Consider the following 17,695-nt stretch of genomic DNA (forward strand, 5'->3'; position numbering starts at 1 on the left):
GGGACGCCGAGTTCCGGCGGGTCTGACCCCTGGTTTACGCTGCTTTCGACGACTCGAGGAAGTCCTGCGCAAAGCGTTGCAGAACGCCGCCCGCCTCGTAAATCGACACCTCTTCCGCCGTATCGAGGCGGCAGGTGACGGGCACTTCGAGCGTTTCGCCGTTCTTGCGGTGGACGAGCAGGGTCAAAGTGGAGCGCGGCGTGCGCTCGCCCACGACGTCGTAGGTTTCGCTGCCATCGAGGCCCAGGGTCTTGCGGTTCACGCCAGGCAGGAACTCCAGCGGCAAGACGCCCATGCCCACCAGGTTGGTGCGGTGGATGCGCTCGAAGCCTTCGGCCACGATGGCTTCCACGCCGGCCAGGCGCACGCCCTTGGCGGCCCAGTCGCGCGAGGAACCCTGGCCATAGTCGGCGCCGGCGATGATGATCAATGGCTGCTTGCGCTCCATGTACACCTCGATGGCTTCCCACATGCGCGAGATCGTGCCTTCCGGCTCGATGCGCGTGAGCGAACCGGCTTTGACTTTGCCATCCTCGATGACCATCTCGTTTTTCAGGGTCGGGTTGGCAAACGTGGCGCGCTGCGCCGTCAGATGGTCGCCCCGGTGCGTGGCGTAGGAATTGAAGTCTTCTTCCGGCAAACCCATTTTCGCCAGATATTCGCCGGCCGCGCTATCGAGCATGATGGCGTTCGATGGCGACAAATGGTCGGTGGTGATGTTGTCGCCCAAAACGGCCAGCGGACGCATGCCTTTCAATGGGCGTGCGCCAGCCAGCGCGCCTTCCCAGTACGGCGGACGGCGAATATACGTCGTCTGCGGACGCCAGTCGTACAGCGGGCTGACCTTGATGCCATCGTCCACCTGCGCGGCAAACATCGGGATGTACACCTTGCGGAACTGCTCCGGCTTGACGCTGGAAGCGACGATGGCGTCGATTTCCTCGTCGGACGGCCAGATATCCTTCAGCAGAATCGCCTTGCCATCGGCATCATGGCCCAGCACATCCTTCTCGATATCGAAGCGGATGGTACCGGCGATCGCATACGCCACCACCAGCGGCGGCGAGGCGAGGAAAGCCTGTTTCGCGTACGGGTGGATGCGGCCGTCGAAGTTGCGGTTGCCCGACAAAACGGCCGTGGCGTACAGGTCGCGCGACACCACTTCATCCTGGATCACGGGGTCGAGCGCGCCCGACATGCCGTTGCACGAGGTGCAGGCGAAAGCCACGACGCCAAAGCCCAGTGTTTCGAGCTCGGTCATCAGGCCCGCTTCCTGCAGATACAGTTCCACGGTTTTCGAGCCGGGCGCCAACGACGATTTCACCCAAGGCTTGCGGGTCAGGCCGAGGCGGTTCGCATTGCGCGCGATCAGGCCGGCGGCGATCATGTTGCGCGGGTTGTTCGTGTTGGTGCAGCTGGTAATGGCCGCGATGATGACGGCGCCGTCCGGCATCTTGCCCGGCTCGTTTTCCACCACGCCGGAAATGCCGCGTGCAGCCAGTTCGGACGTCGGCACACGGTTGTGCGGATTCGACGGTCCGGCGATGTTGCGCACCACAGACGACAGGTCAAACGTCAATACGCGCTCGTACTCGGCGTCGACCAGGCTGTCGGCCCACAGGCCAGTCTCTTTGGCGTACAGCTCCACCAGTTTCACCAGTTCGTCGTCGCGGCCCGTCAGTTTCAGATACTTGATGGTTTGCGCATCGATGTAGAACATGGCGGCCGTGGCGCCAAATTCCGGCGCCATATTGGAAATCGTGGCGCGGTCGCCCAGGGTCAGGTGCGACGCGCCCTCGCCAAAGAATTCCAGGTAGGACGAGACGACCTTTTGCTTGCGCAAAAATTCCGTCAGCGCCAGCACGGTATCGGTGGCCGTGATGCCCGGCTGCGGTTTACCCGTCAGCTTGACGCCGATGATGTCGGGCAAACGCATCCACGAAGCGCGGCCCAGCATCACGCTTTCCGCTTCCAGGCCGCCCACGCCGATGGCGATCACGCCCAGCGCATCGACCATCGGCGTATGCGAATCCGTGCCGACCAGGGTATCGGGATAGGCCACGCCATTTTGCACCTGGATCACGGGCGACATGCGCTCGAGGTTAATCTGGTGCAGGATGCCGTTGCCCGGCGGGATCACGTCGACGTTTTTAAACGCCTTCTTGGTCCAGTCGATGAAGTCGAAACGGTCTTCATTGCGGCGGTCTTCGATGGCGCGGTTCTTGGCGAAGGCATCGGGGTCGAAACCGCCGCATTCGACGGCCAGCGAATGGTCGACCACCAACTGCGTCGGCACGACGGGGTTGACGAGGGCCGGGTCGCCGCCCTGGGCAGCGATGGCGTCGCGCAAGCCGGCCAGGTCGACCAGGGCCGTCTGGCCCAGGATGTCATGGCAGACGACGCGGGCGGGGAACCACGGAAAATCGAGGTCGCGCCGGCGTTCGATGAACTGGCTCAGCGAAGCATTCAACGTCGCCGGGTCGCAGCGGCGCACGAGGTTTTCGGCCAGCACGCGCGAGGTATAGGGCAAGGTGGCGTAGGCGCCTGGCTGGATCGCATCGACGGCGGCGCGCGTGTCGAAATAGTCCAGCCCTGTTCCCGGCAAGGCCTTGCGGTGCAGTGTGTTCATATTAGGGGTCATTATTTGCGGTCCTTGATCGGCACGAATTCCAGGTCTTCCGGGCCCACGTAGTTGGCGCTCGGGCGGATGATCTTGTTGTCGATGCGCTGCTCGATGATGTGGGCGGCCCAGCCCGAGGTGCGCGAGATGACGAACAGCGGCGTAAACATCGCCGTCGGCACGCCCATCATGTGGTAGGACACGGCCGAGAACCAGTCCAGGTTCGGGAACATGTTCTTGATTTCCCACATGACCGATTCCAGGCGCTCGGCGATGTCGAACATTTTCGTGGAACCGGCTTCCTGCGACAGCGAACGGGCCACTTCCTTGATGACGACGTTGCGCGGATCGGAAATCGTGTAGACGGGGTGGCCGAAGCCGATCACCACTTCCTTGTTGGCGACGCGCTCGCGGATATCGGCTTCCGCTTCGTCCGGGTTGTCGTAGCGTTTCTGGATGTCCAGCGCCACTTCGTTCGCGCCGCCGTGTTTCGGGCCGCGCAGCGCGCCGATGGCGCCCGTGATGGCCGAGTGGATGTCCGACCCCGTGCCGGCGATGACGCGGCTGGTGAAGGTCGAAGCATTGAATTCGTGTTCTGCGTACAGGATCAAGGACGTGTGCATGGCCTTTTCCCACGACGCCGACGGTTTTTCGCCATGCAGCAGGTGCAGGAAGTGGCCGCCGATCGAGTCGTCGTCCGTTTCCACTTCGATGCGCTTGCCGTTATGGCTGTAGTGGTACCAGTACAGCAGCATGGAGCCGAACGACGCCATCAGGCGGTCGGCGATGTCCCGCGCGCCGGGCGCGTTATGATCGTCTTTTTCCGGCAGGGTGCAGCCCAGCACGGACACGCCCGTGCGCATCACGTCCATCGGGTGGGCCGCGGCCGGCAGCGCTTCCAGCGCCAGCTTCACGGCCGACGGCAAGCCGCGCAAGGATTTCAGTTTGGCCTTGTAGCCTTTCAGTTCGGCGGACGTCGGCAGCTTGCCGTGCACCAGCAGGTAGGCGATTTCCTCGAACTCGCAGCTGTCGGCCACGTCCAGGATGTCATAGCCGCGATAGTGCAAATCGTTGCCGGTCTTGCCGACCGAGCACAGCGCCGTATTGCCGGCGGTGACGCCGGACAGGGCGACGGATTTTTTAGGCTTGAAAGTGGCGGCTTGCGGTGCGTTCATTGATTTCTCCAAAAATTGACTAGTCTCGGTTGCATCACTGCGGGGCCGGCATGCGGCCCCTGCGTCTGTTTATTTCTTTTGCGCGGCGAACAGCGCGTCGAGCTTTTGCTCGAAGTCGTGGTAATTGATCGATTCATACAGCTCCATGCGCGTCTGCATGGTGTCGACGACGTTCTTTTGCGTGCCGTCGCGGCGCAGCGCCTGGTAGACGTTCTCCGCCGCCTTGTTCATGGCGCGGAAAGCGGACAGCGGATACAGGGCCAGGCCCACGTGGGCGCTGCGTAATTCGTCCAGCGTGAACAGCGGCGTGGAACCGAATTCCGTGATGTTGGCCAGGATAGGCACGTTGACGGCCTTGGCGAAGGTGGCGTACATGTCCAGATCCGTGATGGCTTCCGGGAAGATCATGTCGGCGCCCGCTTCGACGCAGGCGACGGCGCGTTCCAAAGCCGATTCCAGGCCATCGACGGCCAGCGCATCGGTGCGCGCCATGATGACGAAGTTCGGGTCCGTGCGCGCATCGACGGCCGCCTTGATGCGGTCGACCATTTCTTCCTTGCTCACGATTTCCTTGCCAGGACGGTGACCGCAGCGCTTGGCGCCCACCTGGTCTTCGATATGCAGGCCGGCCGCGCCGAACTTGATCATCGATTTCACGGTGCGCGCCACGTTGAAGGCGGACGAACCGAAACCCGTGTCGGCATCGACCAGCAGCGGCAGGTCGCACACGTCGGTGATGCGGCGGATATCGGTCAGCACGTCGTCCAGGCTGGAAATGCCCAGGTCGGGCAAGCCCAGCGAGCCGGCCGCGACACCGCCGCCGGACAAATAAATGGCTTTGTAACCGGCGCGCTTGGCCAGCAAGGCGTGGTTGGCGTTGATGGCGCCGACGACTTGCAACGGGGATTCTTCCTGGACGGCCTTGCGGAATGCGGCACCTGCGGAGTATTGAGTCATGTGTTCACCTTATGGGTTTCGGATGGTCCCGAATGTTTCACGGAGTGGCTATGAGCATCACTATTGCAAATGCCGTGCCAGCACCGCACACCCCGGCCGGAAAATGCGCTACGACACAGTGAAAACCAGGGAAAATGGCCATGCAGCAGCGCTGCACGCGCTGTCACGCACGGGAACAGCGATGTCACGATTGAGATCAGAAATGTTTCAAATATGTTTCAATCATTCCATTTGAAACACTGAAACATGAAACAGGTGAGACTGCCGCCGGGCGCGCACATAAAAAAACAGCCGGCGGGCGCCGGCTGAGAGTGATGTTACGAGCTAAAACTAGGCCAGCCGCACCAGCGGATTGGCGATGATGTTGTCGATCTGGCGCACGGCTTCTTCGCAGGCGGCGGCAATGGCGCCGTCCTCGTCGTCGCGCACGAATTGCATGGTCGAGCCTTCGAATACTTCCAGGCCTTCCGCGGTGGCGCGTTCGATGTCGCAACTCGCCGACCATTTGCCATCGGTGGTGGGCACGGCCAGGGGAACGATTTCCCAGCCTTTATAGTGAATTTTAGAACTGCTATCCATGGGGTGCCTCCTTGGTGACTGACTCAATAGTGGAAATCGTAGCATGAAGCGCGACTGGCAGCGACGTGTTTCACGCGCCAGTGGTAGTCAGGCTCACTTTCGGGCTAAACGATTTACGCTCGCTCAAGGGCGCAGCAGATTATCCACTTCCGTCTTCGCTACTTCCAGGCCAGCCGTGCAAGCCGTCTCGGGCGCCGCATAGCCGCCCAGGGTGCGGCTGCGCGTGATCGCCTGCGCCTCGGGTTCACCTTCGCGCTGCAGGCGGTAGGTAAAATCCCATAAATCGTCGTTGTCCTTTTGCGGGGTCACGGAAATCGTAAAACCGCGGTACTGTTCGCTGCGTGCAGTGATATCGTTCATGAATTCCTCCTTGGAAGAATGAGGTTACCATGCTGCAAGCGCCAGGGTGCGCACGACTGCCGCGCACTCCTTATCTGTTTTTCGCATGTTCAATGTCAATTCTCAGCATTTTTTTAGCGTACTCTGGCGATATAATGCCTTTCCCTGTCCGCCCTTTGCCGCCGTGATGACTCCACAAATCCAAGCTTTCTTCGACCCCGCCACCGCCACCGTCACCTATGTTGTCTACGAGGCCGATGGCCGTGACTGCGCCATCATCGATTCCGTGCTCGACTACGATCCGAAGGCGGGCCGCACCTCGACCGCCTCGGCCGACAAGGTGATCGCCTTCGTGCGCGAACACGGCTTGCAGTGCCGCTGGCTGCTGGAAACCCACGCGCATGCCGACCACTTGTCCGCCGCGCCCTACCTGCAGCAGCAGCTGGGCGGCGACGTGGCCATCGGCGCCGCCATCCAGACGGTGCAGCAGGCGTTCGCGGCCGTCTACCATCAGGACGGCGCCAGGGCCGACGGCTCGCAGTTCGACCAGCTGTTCGCGCCCGACCAGGTGTTTCATATTGGCAAGCTGGAAGTGCGCGCCCTGCACGTGCCCGGCCATACGCCGGCCGACCTGGCTTACCAGATCGGCGACGCCGTTTTCGTCGGCGACACCCTGTTCATGCCGGACGTGGGCTCGGCCCGCTGCGATTTCCCCGGCGGCTCCGCCTCCCTGCTGTACCGCTCCGTGCAGCGCCTGCTGGCGCTGCCGCCGCAAACGCGGCTGTTCATGTGCCACGACTACCCGCCCAACGGCCGCGCGCCGCGCTGGGAAGTGACGGTGGCCGAACAACGGGCCAGCAATATCCACTTGCGCGACGGCATTACGGAAGTACAGTTCGTGGCCATGCGCACGGGACGCGACGCCACGCTCGACATGCCGACATTGATCCTGCCCGCCATCCAGGTCAACATCAATGCGGGCAAGCTGCCCGAACCGGAAGACAACGGCGTGCGCTACCTCAAAATACCGCTGAACGCGATCTGATTGCCCTGGGCACTCCCCGCCCCTCGCACCTCCTTTCTTGATACCACGCAAGTTTCACCCCGGGCAATCCGCATACAGTGCAGATTGCCCGGGCTTGCTTGGGCGCCGCCTTTTCCTGCTTGACGCTGACGGAGCGCCCGCATGTCGCCCGACCCTACGCTCGATACCAATTGCATGCTGCTCGCCGAAGCCGAAGGCACGACCTTGTTCAGCCATGCGCTGCTCAAGGCCGTCACGCGCCTGCCGCGTCCCGGCATCATCATCTTTGTGCACGGCGTCAATTCCGACGGTGAATGGTATGAGCAGGCGGAACAAGGCCTGTGTGAAGGTCTGAATGCCCGCCTGAAACGCCGCGATGAGGACCTGGTAATCCCCGGCCCGGCCGCCGGGCAGATGAAGGCTGCGACATACGCGCGCGAATTGACGGATGACGGCTTCCTCAATCCCAAGCGCAATGCCACCACCTTCCTGCAAGCGGACGACGCCAATTCGCCCGTGATTCGCTTTCGCTGGGGCTACAAGGCCAACGGCGAGGAATTGCAGGCGTTTGGCGACGGCATCTATCTCAACGAAAAGAATTACTGGGGCGGCGGGCCGTTCGCCAACGGCTGCAGCGCCCTGCCTGACCTGTGGGGCCAGGGTTTGTCGGAAGAACTGTTCCTGTGGATGCATATCCAGCACATGAACCCGACGAATGACCGGCAAGTGTATGCCTGTCCGCCGCGCCCGTATTTTGTGTTCGCCGCGTGGCGCCTGGCGCGGCTCGTGCAATCGATCAGGGCGTGCCAGCACGACGCGCCCGTCACCATCGTCTGCCATAGCCAGGGCAATATGGTGGCCATGGCGGCCGCCTTTCTCGGCGAGACGCTGGGCGCTTCCGCCGTGGCCGACTGTTACGTACTGTGCAACCCGCCCTACAGCCTGCTCGATAGCAATTTCACGGAAAACTGGATCAGCGGCCATTTGACGGATGAGCACGGCAACACGGGCCGGCAAAAGTATGAGGCGCGCACGCAAACCTTGAAAGCGTTTTTCAACATCCTGCGCACCCGCTCGGCGATGCAGCAGGATGCCGCATTTGTCGACGAGTGCAGCGCCAATCGCAAGCCTGAACGCAAGGACAGCTACACGGCCGCGTTCGACCGCGCAGACTACGGCTTGCAGGGCTCTACCTATGGCAGGGTCACCCTGTATTTCAATCCGCACGACCAGGTGATTTCCGCCACCCCCGTGCAAGGCATAGGCTGGCGCGGCATGTCGGCGCAGGAAATTGCCGATACGGCCGGCGACGGCGTCTTCACGCAGCGCGTGTTTGCGCAAAACCACCTTGTCGGCCAGGAAAATGAAAAGGACTATGATATCTGGCAGCGCAATGGCCAGCCATTGAGGCCGGACAGCCTCGATTTCTGGCACCCGCGTTCACTTGTCGCCGAGTACTCGATCAAAAAGGGCATGCGGGCCAGCAAAGGCATCGGGCGCAAGATACTGACCTTTTTGTTCGCGCCCATCGCCATCGTGCTTTCCAAAGCAGCCGGCACGCGCATCAACGCCCTGCCGCCCAAGTCCTGGCGGCTGCCGATGAAGGCGCCCAGGCTGCCCGAGGCATTCCTGCCGCACTCGAAGCGCTTTGCCGACATCAGCGAACAATTTGACGAAGGCTGCGATCCCCCGGCCGACTCCCTGCACAAGGACCGCGCCGCCGAAGCCGATGGCGCGTATGCGCCCTACCGCTCCCAGGGCAAGGGAGATGCGCAAACCGAGGCGGCGCTGCGCTACGAACAGAACGCCATGCTGCGCATGCAGGCCAGGCGCGACGGCTTGGTCGAAAAAGGCAAGCCTGTGACGGCGGTGGACAAGCCGGAGGAGGCTAGCAAGGAATTCAATGCCTGGCGCAAGAACGAAATTCAGAACTACCTGGCTGCCAACATCGACACCCACGCCACCGATCACTCGACCATCATGACCAATTCCGAGCATGCGCAGAAGGCGCTGGCGTATGACGTGGCGGTGGGCGTGTGCACGATCAGGCAGGAGGCGCTGCGCGAATTAAGGGTCGCGGCGGATTGGAGCCTGTTGAAAGGCTCATCTTTCGAGTCTGGAGAGTTCTTTGAATACTACGACAATGGGACATTTAAAAATGTATCTTTATTTACATGGGCAAATGACAAAGACAGCCCTGCCAGAAAACCAGAAAGCATCGTTGACGAGCGCCAGAATGCAAGGCCTGCCGACCCTTCCACCAACTTTGCGCTGAGGACTGACGGTGCGTAAATTCATTGCCACGCCGCACCAGCGACTGGCCTGGGCGCTCGCCGCATCTTTCATAGTCATTTGCCTTGCGCTCTGGCTCAACTGGCCAAGCTATGCAGGTCACCAGACTATCCATTCACCTGGAGAACTCATGAAACAGTTCCTTGCGCTGCCCATGCTCGCCGCTTTTTCCCTATTTGCGCTATTGACGGCCTGCGCCGTGCAGCCTGCGCAGAAGGAAGACGATCTCCCAACAATCACGGACCACGTTCCCTTCCGGGCACAAGTGGTGGGCCTGCAGTGGCTCAATCCGCTGCAGCGGCTCGACTATCCGACCGAATGGCAGCTGCTATGGACGTTAGGATTGGCCAAGCCCAACGAAAATGACGATATGGTCAGGACGGATCCCAGGGGGTTCAGCACCTTGCAGGCCGTCGCCCCCATTGCTCACGATATCAATGGCAGGGAAACGTTCAAGGGTTATCACCATAAGTATCTGCGCGAGCTGATGAGCAATTTCCACGACATTTACTATTCCAGCCCCACCTACTTCTACCACGTCTATCCCAAGGATAAAAAACAGAACTGGCGCGAACTGGCCGGCATACGCGTGGAGTATGCCCTGCCTGAAGGAAAATTCGATTTGGCAGAAGTACACCAATTCACACAACAAACCATCACCGACACCTTCAGCATAGGTAACATCCACTTCCCCACCCTCTGGACCCGCGCCACCCCACCCGACGTGCGCATCAGCCTGGGCGGCAACAATGCGGGCTTCGTCTCCCTGCAAGCCGCGCTGGCCTATCTGGAAGCGCATCCACAGCAAACCGTATGGGTCATGAACCGGGATGCGCCGAGCCGGCCGAAAACCATGCAGATCAATGAAAACCTGGTGCTGCTGGTGCTGGCCGGCCCCGATTATAAAACGGAGCGGGCGGCGCTGGCGTGGATAGGCTATCCGGCCACGAAAAACGTGGCCGATTTTGAACTGAGCAAGGACCAGCCGCCGCGCGCCGTGCAGGCCTGGCAGGCCGTACTTGCCGACGCGGCGCGCCAGGGCGGCAAGACGGAGACCGATATCGGCTACGTCATCCACGACGCCAGCCAGACCCTGCCCACCTCCTCCGACCGTCTGGGCCAGCTGGCGCATGCGCTGACCCTGGAAGTGCCGGGCTTCGACTTCCTGCCGCAGACTTTCAATACACCGGCCCTGCTGGGCGAAATGGGCGCCGGCACGGCGCTGACCAACGTGGCCCCGGCCATCGCCCATGCGAACCACGTCGGCAAACCCGTGCTGGTGGCGGGCACCAGCGATCCTGCCAGCGTCACGGGGGTGCTGGTGTCGCCGCCGGCCACGGTGCGGCCCATCAATCACAACAAGCCGTGGTTCCGCGCCCGCGGCGAAAACCATGCGTATCTGCCGTGGTGGGGCATCCGCCACGATGCGGCGGACGATCTGCAGGGCTACTCAGATTAAAGTCCGAAGGCACCGCTCCTCACATGGCGTCAAACGCAATAACACAATGCAAATGATGCGTCTTCCGCCATGCCAGATCCCTCAGTACCATGTGGTGACCCTATTCGAGGATCCACCACGCCATGCAAGCACCTTCAAAACCCAGTCCACCCGACCAGCAGGCCACAGAAGCCGGTAGCGCCATGCGCCCCGTGCGCGGCGCGCTTGCCAGCCTGTCCCTGGCGATGCTGCTGCCCGCGCTGGGTACCAGTATCGCCAACGTGGGCTTGCCCGACATGGCCAGGGCCCTGCACGCGCCGTTCCAGGATGTGCAATGGATCGTGCTGGCCTATCTGCTGGCCATCACCGCGCTGATCGTCAGCGTGGGCCGCCTTGGCGACATGGTCGGCCGGCGCCGCCTGCTGCTGGCCGGCATCGCGCTGTTTGCCGTCGCTTCCATCCTGTGCGCCCTGGCGCCCACCTTGTGGCTGCTGGTTGCCGCGCGCGCCCTGCAGGGCCTGGGCGCGTCCGTCATGATGGCGCTGACCATGGCCTTTGTCGGCAGCACCGTGCCCAAGGCCAGAACGGGCAGCGCCATGGGCCTGCTCGGCACCATGTCGGCCGTCGGCACCACGCTTGGCCCCGCGCTGGGCGGCCTGCTGATCGCGCACTTCGGCTGGCAAGCCATTTTCCTCGTCAACGTGCCGCTGGCCGGCGTGGCGCTGCTGATGGCCTGGCGCTTCCTGCCGGCCGACCAGCGCGGCGCCAACGCCAAGCGTCCCGTCTTCGACCACCGCGGCACCGTGCTGCTGGCCCTGACCTTGTGCGCCTATGCGCTGGCGATGACCGTGGGCCGCGGCCATTTCGGCGCGCGCAACGTGGCGCTGCTGCTGGCCGCCTGCGTCGGCGCCATCCTGTTCGTCCGCGTCGAACTGAAGGCGCCGGCGCCGCTGATACGCCTGGCCATGCTGCGCGCGCCCGTGCTCAGCGCCGGCCTGGCGACCAGCATGCTGGTGTCGACTGTGATGATGTCCACCCTGGTGGTCGGCCCCTTCTACCTGGCGCGCGGCCTGGGCCTGGGCACGGCCGTCACCGGCATGGTGCTGGCGGCCGGGCCGCTGGTGGTGGCGTTCTGCGGCGTGCCGTCCGGCTGGCTGGTGGACCGCTACGGCGCGCAGCGCATGGGCGGCGCGGGCCTGTGCGGCGCGGCCTTCGCCTGCCTGGCGCTGGCCCTGCTGCCCGCCAGCCTGGGCATTGCCGGCTACGTCGTCCCGATCATGCTGCTGACGGCCAGCTATGCGCTGTTCCAGGCAGCCAACAATACGGCCGTGATGGTCGATATCGCTGCCGAGCAGCGCGGCGTCATCTCCGGCATGCTCAATCTGTCGCGCAATCTGGGCCTCGTCACGGGCGCCTCCGTGATGGGCGCCGTCTTCGCTGCCGGCACCAGCGATATCGCCAGTGCTCCGCCAGTCGCCATGATCGGCGGCATGCACGCCACCTTTGCCGTCGCCAGCGCGCTGATACTCGCCGCGCTGGCCATTTTCGCGCTCGGCCGCGCCCTGGCCAAGCCACCCACGCCTTCCGGAGACCCCGCATGATGCGCCCCCGTCCGATCCCGTCCCTGCCCGTCCCGCTGTTACTGCTGCTTGCCCTGGCCTGCAACGCCACGTTATCCGGCTGCGGCCGTTCCCAGGCCGCGCCTGGCGGCCCGCCGCCCAAGCCCACCGTGTCCGTGGCGCTGCCCGAATCGTCGATGGTGCAGGCGACCCTCGACTACACGGGCCGCATCGAAGCGTCGCAGCGCGTGGAAGTGCGCTCGCGCGTCTCCGGCTATTTGCAGCAGATCGCCTTTCGCGACGGCCAGCAGGTCAAGGCCGGCGATGCGCTGTTCGTCATCGACCCGCGCCCCTTCGCCGCGGCGCGCGACCGTGCCCGGGCCAGCCTGGCCCAGGCCGATGCGCGCAGCAAGCTGGCCAAGGCCCAGTTCGAGCGCAGCAACCGGCTGCAGCAAACGGGCGCGGCCAGCACCGAGGAGCTGGAACGGGCGCGCGGCGAACTGGAAGGCGCGCAGGCAGCCGTCATGCTGAGCCAGGCGGAATTGCTCAGCGCCGAACTGGAACTGTCTTTTACCACCATGCGCGCGCCCATCGCCGGCACCGTGTCGGACCGCCGCGTCGATGTCGGCAACTACGTGGCCGGCGGCGCGGCGCAAAGCGGCGTGCTGACCACCATCGTCGCGCACAGCCCCGTGCGCGCCATGGTCGACCTGTCGGAGGCGGATTTCCAGCGCCTGCGCCAGCAAAGCAAACTGCCATCGAAGGTGCAACTGGCATTCGACGGCGGCGGCCCCGCGCAGGATGCCAGCGTCGACTTTGTCGACAACGAAATCAGCGCCCGCTCGGGCACCGTGCGCCTGCGCGCCAGCCTGGCCAACGCTAACCGCGCCATCATGCCGGGCAGCTTTGCGCGCGTGCGCATCCCCGTCGGCGCGGCGCAGCAGCGCCTGCTGGTGCCCGACGCCGCCATCCTCAGCGACCAGAACACAAAAATGGTGTTCGTCGTGGACGCGGCGGGCAAGGTGGCGCCGCGCAAGCTGGAACTGGGCGGCCTGCGGGGCGACAAGCAGATCGTGCTGTCCGGCCTCGGACCGCACGAAAAAGTCATCGTCTCCGGCGCGGCCAAGGTGCGCCCGGGCGACCAGGTGCTGGTGGCCGCTGCGCGCGCCAACGGCGCATAAGGAGAGAGCATGCGTTTTTCCCGATTTTTCATCCGCCGTCCCGTGTTTGCCATCGTGCTGTCGATCCTGATCACGCTGGTCGGTGCGGTGTCGGCCATGCGTCTGCCGATCTCGGAATTTCCCGAGATCGTGCCACCCACGGTGACCGTGAAGGCCAGCTACCCGGGCGCCTCGGCGCAGGAAATCGCCGATACCGTCGCCGCGCCGATCGAACAGGAGATCAACGGCGTCGACGGCATGCTCTACCTGTCCTCGCAATCGGTGGGCGACGGCAAGCTGACCATCAGCGTGGTGTTCAAGGCGGGCACCAACGTCGAACAGGCCCAGTCGCTGGTGCAGAACCGCGTGGCGGTGGCCGAAGCGCGCCTGCCCGATGCCGTGCGCCGGCTGGGCCTGGCCGTCAAGAAGGCATCGCCCGACCAGCTGATGGTGGTGCTGTTCGATTCGCCCAAAGGCACGCGCGACCAGCAATACATTTCCAACTTCATCGGCACGGCCATCAAGGACAAGCTGGCCCGCGTCGAAGGCGTGGGCGACATCTACACGCGCGGCGCGCGCGACTTCTCGATGCGCATCTGGCTCGACCCGGCGCGCGTGGCCTCGCTGGGATTGACGGCGCCGGAAGTGATCGCGGCCGTGCGGCAAGCCAATTCCCAGGTCGCCGCCGGCGTATTGAACCAGCCGCCCGGCGGCAGCGACGGCGCCTTCCAGGTACAGGTGCAGGCGCAAAGCCGCCTGCGCGACGTGGCCGAATTCGAAGCCATCGTCGTGGCCGCCCATGCCGGCGGCGGCGTGGTGCGCCTGCGCGACGTGGCGCGCGTCGAGATGGGAGCACAGGATTACACGGAAAGCGGCTTCGTCGACAATCGCACGGCCATCGCGCTGAGCATCAGCCTGCTGCCCGGCTCGAACGCGCTGGCCACGGGCGAGCGCGTGCTGGACCTGCTGGCAAAAATGCAAGCCGACTTCCCGCAGGACATCGCCTACCACAGCTATTACAATCCGACTGAATTCATCCGCTCCTCGATCGACAAGGTGCGCGACACCATCTTCGAAGCGGCCCTGCTGGTGTGCCTGGCCATGCTGCTGTTCCTCGGCTCGTGGCGCGCCGCCATCATTCCCATCCTGGCCATTCCCGTGTCCCTCGTCGGCACCTTCAGCGTGCTGGCCGCGATGGGCTATAGCCTCAATACCCTGTCGTTGTTCGGCCTGGTGCTGGCGATCGGCATCGTCGTCGATGACGCCATCGTGGTGGTGGAAAACGTCGAGCGGCACATGGAGGACGGCATGAGTCCCGTCGCCGCGGCGCAGCGCAGCATGGATGAAGTGGGCTTCGCCCTGGTCGCCATCGCGCTGGTGCTGGTGGCGGTCTTCGTGCCGACGGCCTTCATCGACGGCATCTCCGGCATGTTCTACCGCCAGTTCGCCGTCACCATCGCCGCCTCCACCGTGATCTCGGCGCTGGTCTCGCTGACGCTGTCGCCGGCCCTGGCCGCGCTGCTGCTCAAGCCGCAGCACGATGCCAACAGCCTGGGCGCGCGCTGGATGCGCATTTTCAACCGCGGCTTTTCCCGCCTGACGGGCGGCTACGTGCGGCTGACGGGGCGCATCCTCTCGCGGCGCTGGCTGATGCTGCCCGTGTACCTGCTGCTGGCGGGCCTGACCCTGTGGCGCCTGGACGCGACGCCGCGCGGTTTCGTGCCGCAGCTGGACCGCGGCTACGCCATCGTCTCGATCCAGCTGCCGGCCGGTTCGACCCTGGCGCGCACCAGCGAAGTGGTGCAGGATGCCACGGCCCGGCTGATGAGCCATCCCGGCGTGGCCCACACGGCCGCCTTCGTCGGCACCGATGGCGCCACGTTTACGTCGGCGCCCAACACGGCCGTCATCTTCACCATGTTCAAGGACTTCGGCGCGCGCGCCAGCGATGGCCTGGATGGCCCGGCCATGCTGGGCGCCATGCGCGCCAGGCTGGCGCCCATCAGCGCGGCGCGCGTGATGGTGATACCGCCGCCTTCCGTGCGCGGCATCGGCACGGGTGGCGGCTTCAAGCTGATGCTGCGCGACACGGGCGGCCATGGACCGCAAGCCTTGCAGGCGGCCGCGCGCGCCATCGTCGAGGAAGCGGGCAAGCTGCCCTCGGTGACGGGCGCCTTCACGCCGTTCAACGCCATGAGCCCGCAGATCAAAGTTGAACTGGACCGTACCAAGGCCGAATACCTGGGCGTGCCGCTGCTGCGCCTCAACGAAACACTGCAAAGCTACATGGCGCCCGTGTTCGTCAACGACATGAACCTGATGGGCCGGGTGTGGCGCGTCACCGCCCAGGCGGACGCGCCCTACCGGCGCGGCGTGGCCGACCTGGCAGCCCTGAAGACGCGCGCCGCCAACGGCGACATGGTCCCGCTGGGCAGCGTGGCCGCCTTCAGCGAAGGCACGGCGCCATTCCGCGTGCCGCGCTACAACCTGTATCCCGCGGCCGAAATCCAGGGCAGCACCAGGCCTGGCTACTCGACGGGGCAAACCATCGCCGCGATGGAAGAACTGCTCAAGGCGCGCCTGCCGGACGGCTTCGACTACGAGTGGACGGAACTGGCGCTGCAGGAAAAACACGCGGGCGGCAGCACCGGCATGGTGCTGGGCCTGGCCGTGCTGCTCGTGTATCTGCTGCTGGCGGCCCTGTTTGAAAGCTGGCTGCTGCCCCTGTCCGTCGTGCTGATCGTGCCCAGCTGCGTGCTGGCCACGCTGGTCGGCGTGTCGTGGCGCGGCCTGGACAACAACGTGCTGACGCAGATCAGCATCGTGGTGCTGATCGGCCTGGCGGCCAAGAATGCCATCCTGATCGTCGAATTCGCGCGCCAGGCGATGGCGGCCGGCGCCGATGCGCGCGAGGCGGCCATCGCCGCCGCCCGCACGCGCCTGCGGCCCATTCTCATGACGTCGCTGGCCTTTTTGCTGGGCGCGATACCGCTGATGCTGTCTTCCGGCGCGGGCGCGGAAATGCGCCAGTCGATGGGCACGGCCGTCTTCGCCGGCATGCTGGGCGTGACCGTGTCCGGCCTGTTGTTTACACCGTTGTTTTTCACCTTGCTGAGCCGGCGCCGCGCGGCGCCGCTGCTGGCGGCCACGCTGCTGGCCCTGGCCGGCTGCAGCGTCGGCACGCCCACGGCGACGCGGGGGTTCGATACTGCGCGGCTGCCGGTCCTGCCCTCGGCCGCCGGCGCACCGGAGCTGCAGGCCGGCGCGCCGCCGGCGCTATGGTGGCAGGCACTAGGCGACGCCAGGCTGGAGCAATTAGTGCAACGCGCCTGGCACGACAATGACGACGTGCGCATCGCCGCCGCGCGCCTGGCCAGCGCCAGCGAATTTGCGCAAGCGGCGCGCGGCGCCCGCCTGCCCACGGCGGATCTCGATGCGCAGGCCGGGCGCGCGCGCCTGGCGGCGATCGGGAGCCGCGACGGCCAGCCGCACATCGCCTCGCCGGTACAGTGGAACGCCGCCTTCAGCTGGGAACTCGACCTGTTCGGCCGCGTACGCCACAGCATCGCCGCAGCCGAGGCCACGGCGGACGAACGCGCCGCCGTGCGCGACGACGTGCGGCGCCTGATCCTGGCGCAAGTGGTGGACGCTTACCTGGTGCTGCGCGGCGCGCAGCAGATGCGCGCCAGCCTGGAAGAACAATTAGCCAACCAGTCCGGCACCTTGCGGCTGGTGCGCGAGCGCGAGAACGCGGGCCGCGCCGCGCCGGCCGAACGCATGCGCGCCGAAGCGCAGATGCGCCTGGCCAGCGCCCGCCTGCCCAGCCTCAACTTTGATGAGCGCGCGGCGCGCAACCGCCTGGCGACCCTCACGGGGCAGCGGCTCGATGCGCCGGAACTGGCCGCGCTCGACCAGCCGATGCCGCTGGCGCTGCCGCAAACCCTGCTGACGGATGAACCGGCCCATTTGCTGCTGCGCCGGCCCGACGTGCGCGCGGCCGAACGCGCGCTGGCGGCGGCCAGCGCCCGCGAAGGCGCGGCCATCGCCGAGCGCTTCCCGCGCATCAGCCTGGGCGCGCTGTTCGGCGCCTCCGGCGTGGCCGGCGACTGGCATGGTGGCGACGCGGCGCGCTGGCATGCGGGCGCCGCCTTTACTCTGCCGCTGTTCGATGGCGGCACGCGCCGCGCCCGCGCCCGCGCGGCCGGCGCCGACGTGCTGGCCGCGCAGGCCGGCTTCGACAAGGCGCTGGCGCTGGCGTTGGAGGAAGCCGACAGCGCCATCGCGCAATGGGTGCAGCTGCGCAGCCGCCATGCGGCACTGCGCGAGGCGCACCAGCTGGCGCAGGACAGCGCGCGCCTGGCCAGGGTGCGCTACCAGGAAGGCGCGGAAAGCCTGCTGGGCGTGCTCGAAGCGGAGCGCATCGCGCTGGCCACGCAGGAGCAGCTGGTGACGGCCCACCGCGACGTGGCCATCGCCACGGCCCGTGGCTACACGGCCATGGCAGGCGGCTTCGACGGACCGGTGCCCCGCTAGAAGACAGGCGCCGGCGGCG

At 65.2% G+C, this 17,695-nt stretch carries 11 protein-coding genes; 6 read left to right on the top strand and 5 right to left on the bottom strand.

Annotation, left to right across the window (positions count from 1 at the left end):
- Window positions 1-34: 34 nt before the first annotated feature.
- From acnD to CLU91_RS06280, 5 genes are all read right to left on the bottom strand, one after another.
- Window positions 35-2,629, bottom strand: coding sequence for a Fe/S-dependent 2-methylisocitrate dehydratase AcnD (acnD, locus tag CLU91_RS06260; RefSeq protein WP_100873470.1), 2,595 nt, complete (start codon window positions 2,627-2,629; stop codon window positions 35-37).
- 11 nt (window positions 2,630-2,640) lie between these two features.
- Window positions 2,641-3,795, bottom strand: coding sequence for a bifunctional 2-methylcitrate synthase/citrate synthase (prpC, locus tag CLU91_RS06265; protein WP_100873471.1), 1,155 nt, complete (start codon window positions 3,793-3,795; stop codon window positions 2,641-2,643).
- 69 nt (window positions 3,796-3,864) lie between these two features.
- Window positions 3,865-4,752, bottom strand: a complete 888-nt coding sequence (gene prpB, locus CLU91_RS06270; RefSeq protein WP_035819901.1) for a methylisocitrate lyase — start codon at window positions 4,750-4,752, stop codon at window positions 3,865-3,867.
- 330 nt (window positions 4,753-5,082) lie between these two features.
- Window positions 5,083-5,331, bottom strand: coding sequence for a hypothetical protein (locus CLU91_RS06275; RefSeq protein WP_100873472.1), 249 nt, complete (start codon window positions 5,329-5,331; stop codon window positions 5,083-5,085).
- Window positions 5,332-5,454: 123 nt separating this feature from the next.
- Window positions 5,455-5,691, bottom strand: a complete 237-nt coding sequence (locus CLU91_RS06280; protein WP_100873473.1) for a hypothetical protein — start codon at window positions 5,689-5,691, stop codon at window positions 5,455-5,457.
- A gap of 166 nt (window positions 5,692-5,857) precedes the next feature.
- Between CLU91_RS06280 and CLU91_RS06285 the strand changes: the two genes are divergently transcribed.
- The 6 genes from CLU91_RS06285 (at window position 5,858) to CLU91_RS06310 (ending at window position 17,676) form a co-directional block, all read left to right on the top strand.
- Window positions 5,858-6,715 carry an MBL fold metallo-hydrolase gene (locus CLU91_RS06285; RefSeq protein ID WP_100873474.1) on the top strand — a complete coding sequence of 286 codons (858 nt, stop codon included), beginning with the start codon at window positions 5,858-5,860 and terminating at the stop codon, window positions 6,713-6,715.
- Between the two features lie 141 nt (window positions 6,716-6,856).
- A complete protein-coding gene (locus tag CLU91_RS06290) occupies window positions 6,857-8,986 on the top strand; it encodes a T6SS effector phospholipase Tle3 domain-containing protein (protein ID WP_100873475.1) in 2,130 nt (709 codons plus the stop codon).
- Between the two features lie 130 nt (window positions 8,987-9,116).
- The gene (locus tag CLU91_RS06295) at window positions 9,117-10,445 is read left to right on the top strand and encodes a hypothetical protein (RefSeq protein ID WP_100873476.1); all 1,329 of its coding nucleotides are present in this window, start codon (window positions 9,117-9,119) and stop codon (window positions 10,443-10,445) included.
- A gap of 122 nt (window positions 10,446-10,567) precedes the next feature.
- Window positions 10,568-12,025: an MFS transporter gene (locus CLU91_RS06300; protein ID WP_100873477.1), complete on the top strand. Its 1,458-nt coding sequence runs from the start codon at window positions 10,568-10,570 to the stop codon at window positions 12,023-12,025.
- On the top strand, window positions 12,022-13,164 hold the full coding sequence (locus CLU91_RS06305) for an efflux RND transporter periplasmic adaptor subunit (RefSeq protein WP_100873478.1): 1,143 nt from the start codon (window positions 12,022-12,024) through the stop codon (window positions 13,162-13,164). The genes CLU91_RS06300 and CLU91_RS06305 overlap by 4 nt, the downstream gene beginning before the upstream one ends.
- Before the next feature lie 9 nt (window positions 13,165-13,173).
- Window positions 13,174-17,676 (top strand): multidrug efflux RND transporter permease subunit, encoded by a 4,503-nt coding sequence (locus tag CLU91_RS06310; RefSeq protein ID WP_157814626.1) that lies wholly within the window; start codon window positions 13,174-13,176, stop codon window positions 17,674-17,676.
- The last annotated feature ends 19 nt before the right edge of the window (window positions 17,677-17,695 follow it).

The organism is Janthinobacterium sp. 64, assembly GCF_002813325.1.
Lineage (GTDB): Bacteria > Pseudomonadota > Gammaproteobacteria > Burkholderiales > Burkholderiaceae_D > Janthinobacterium.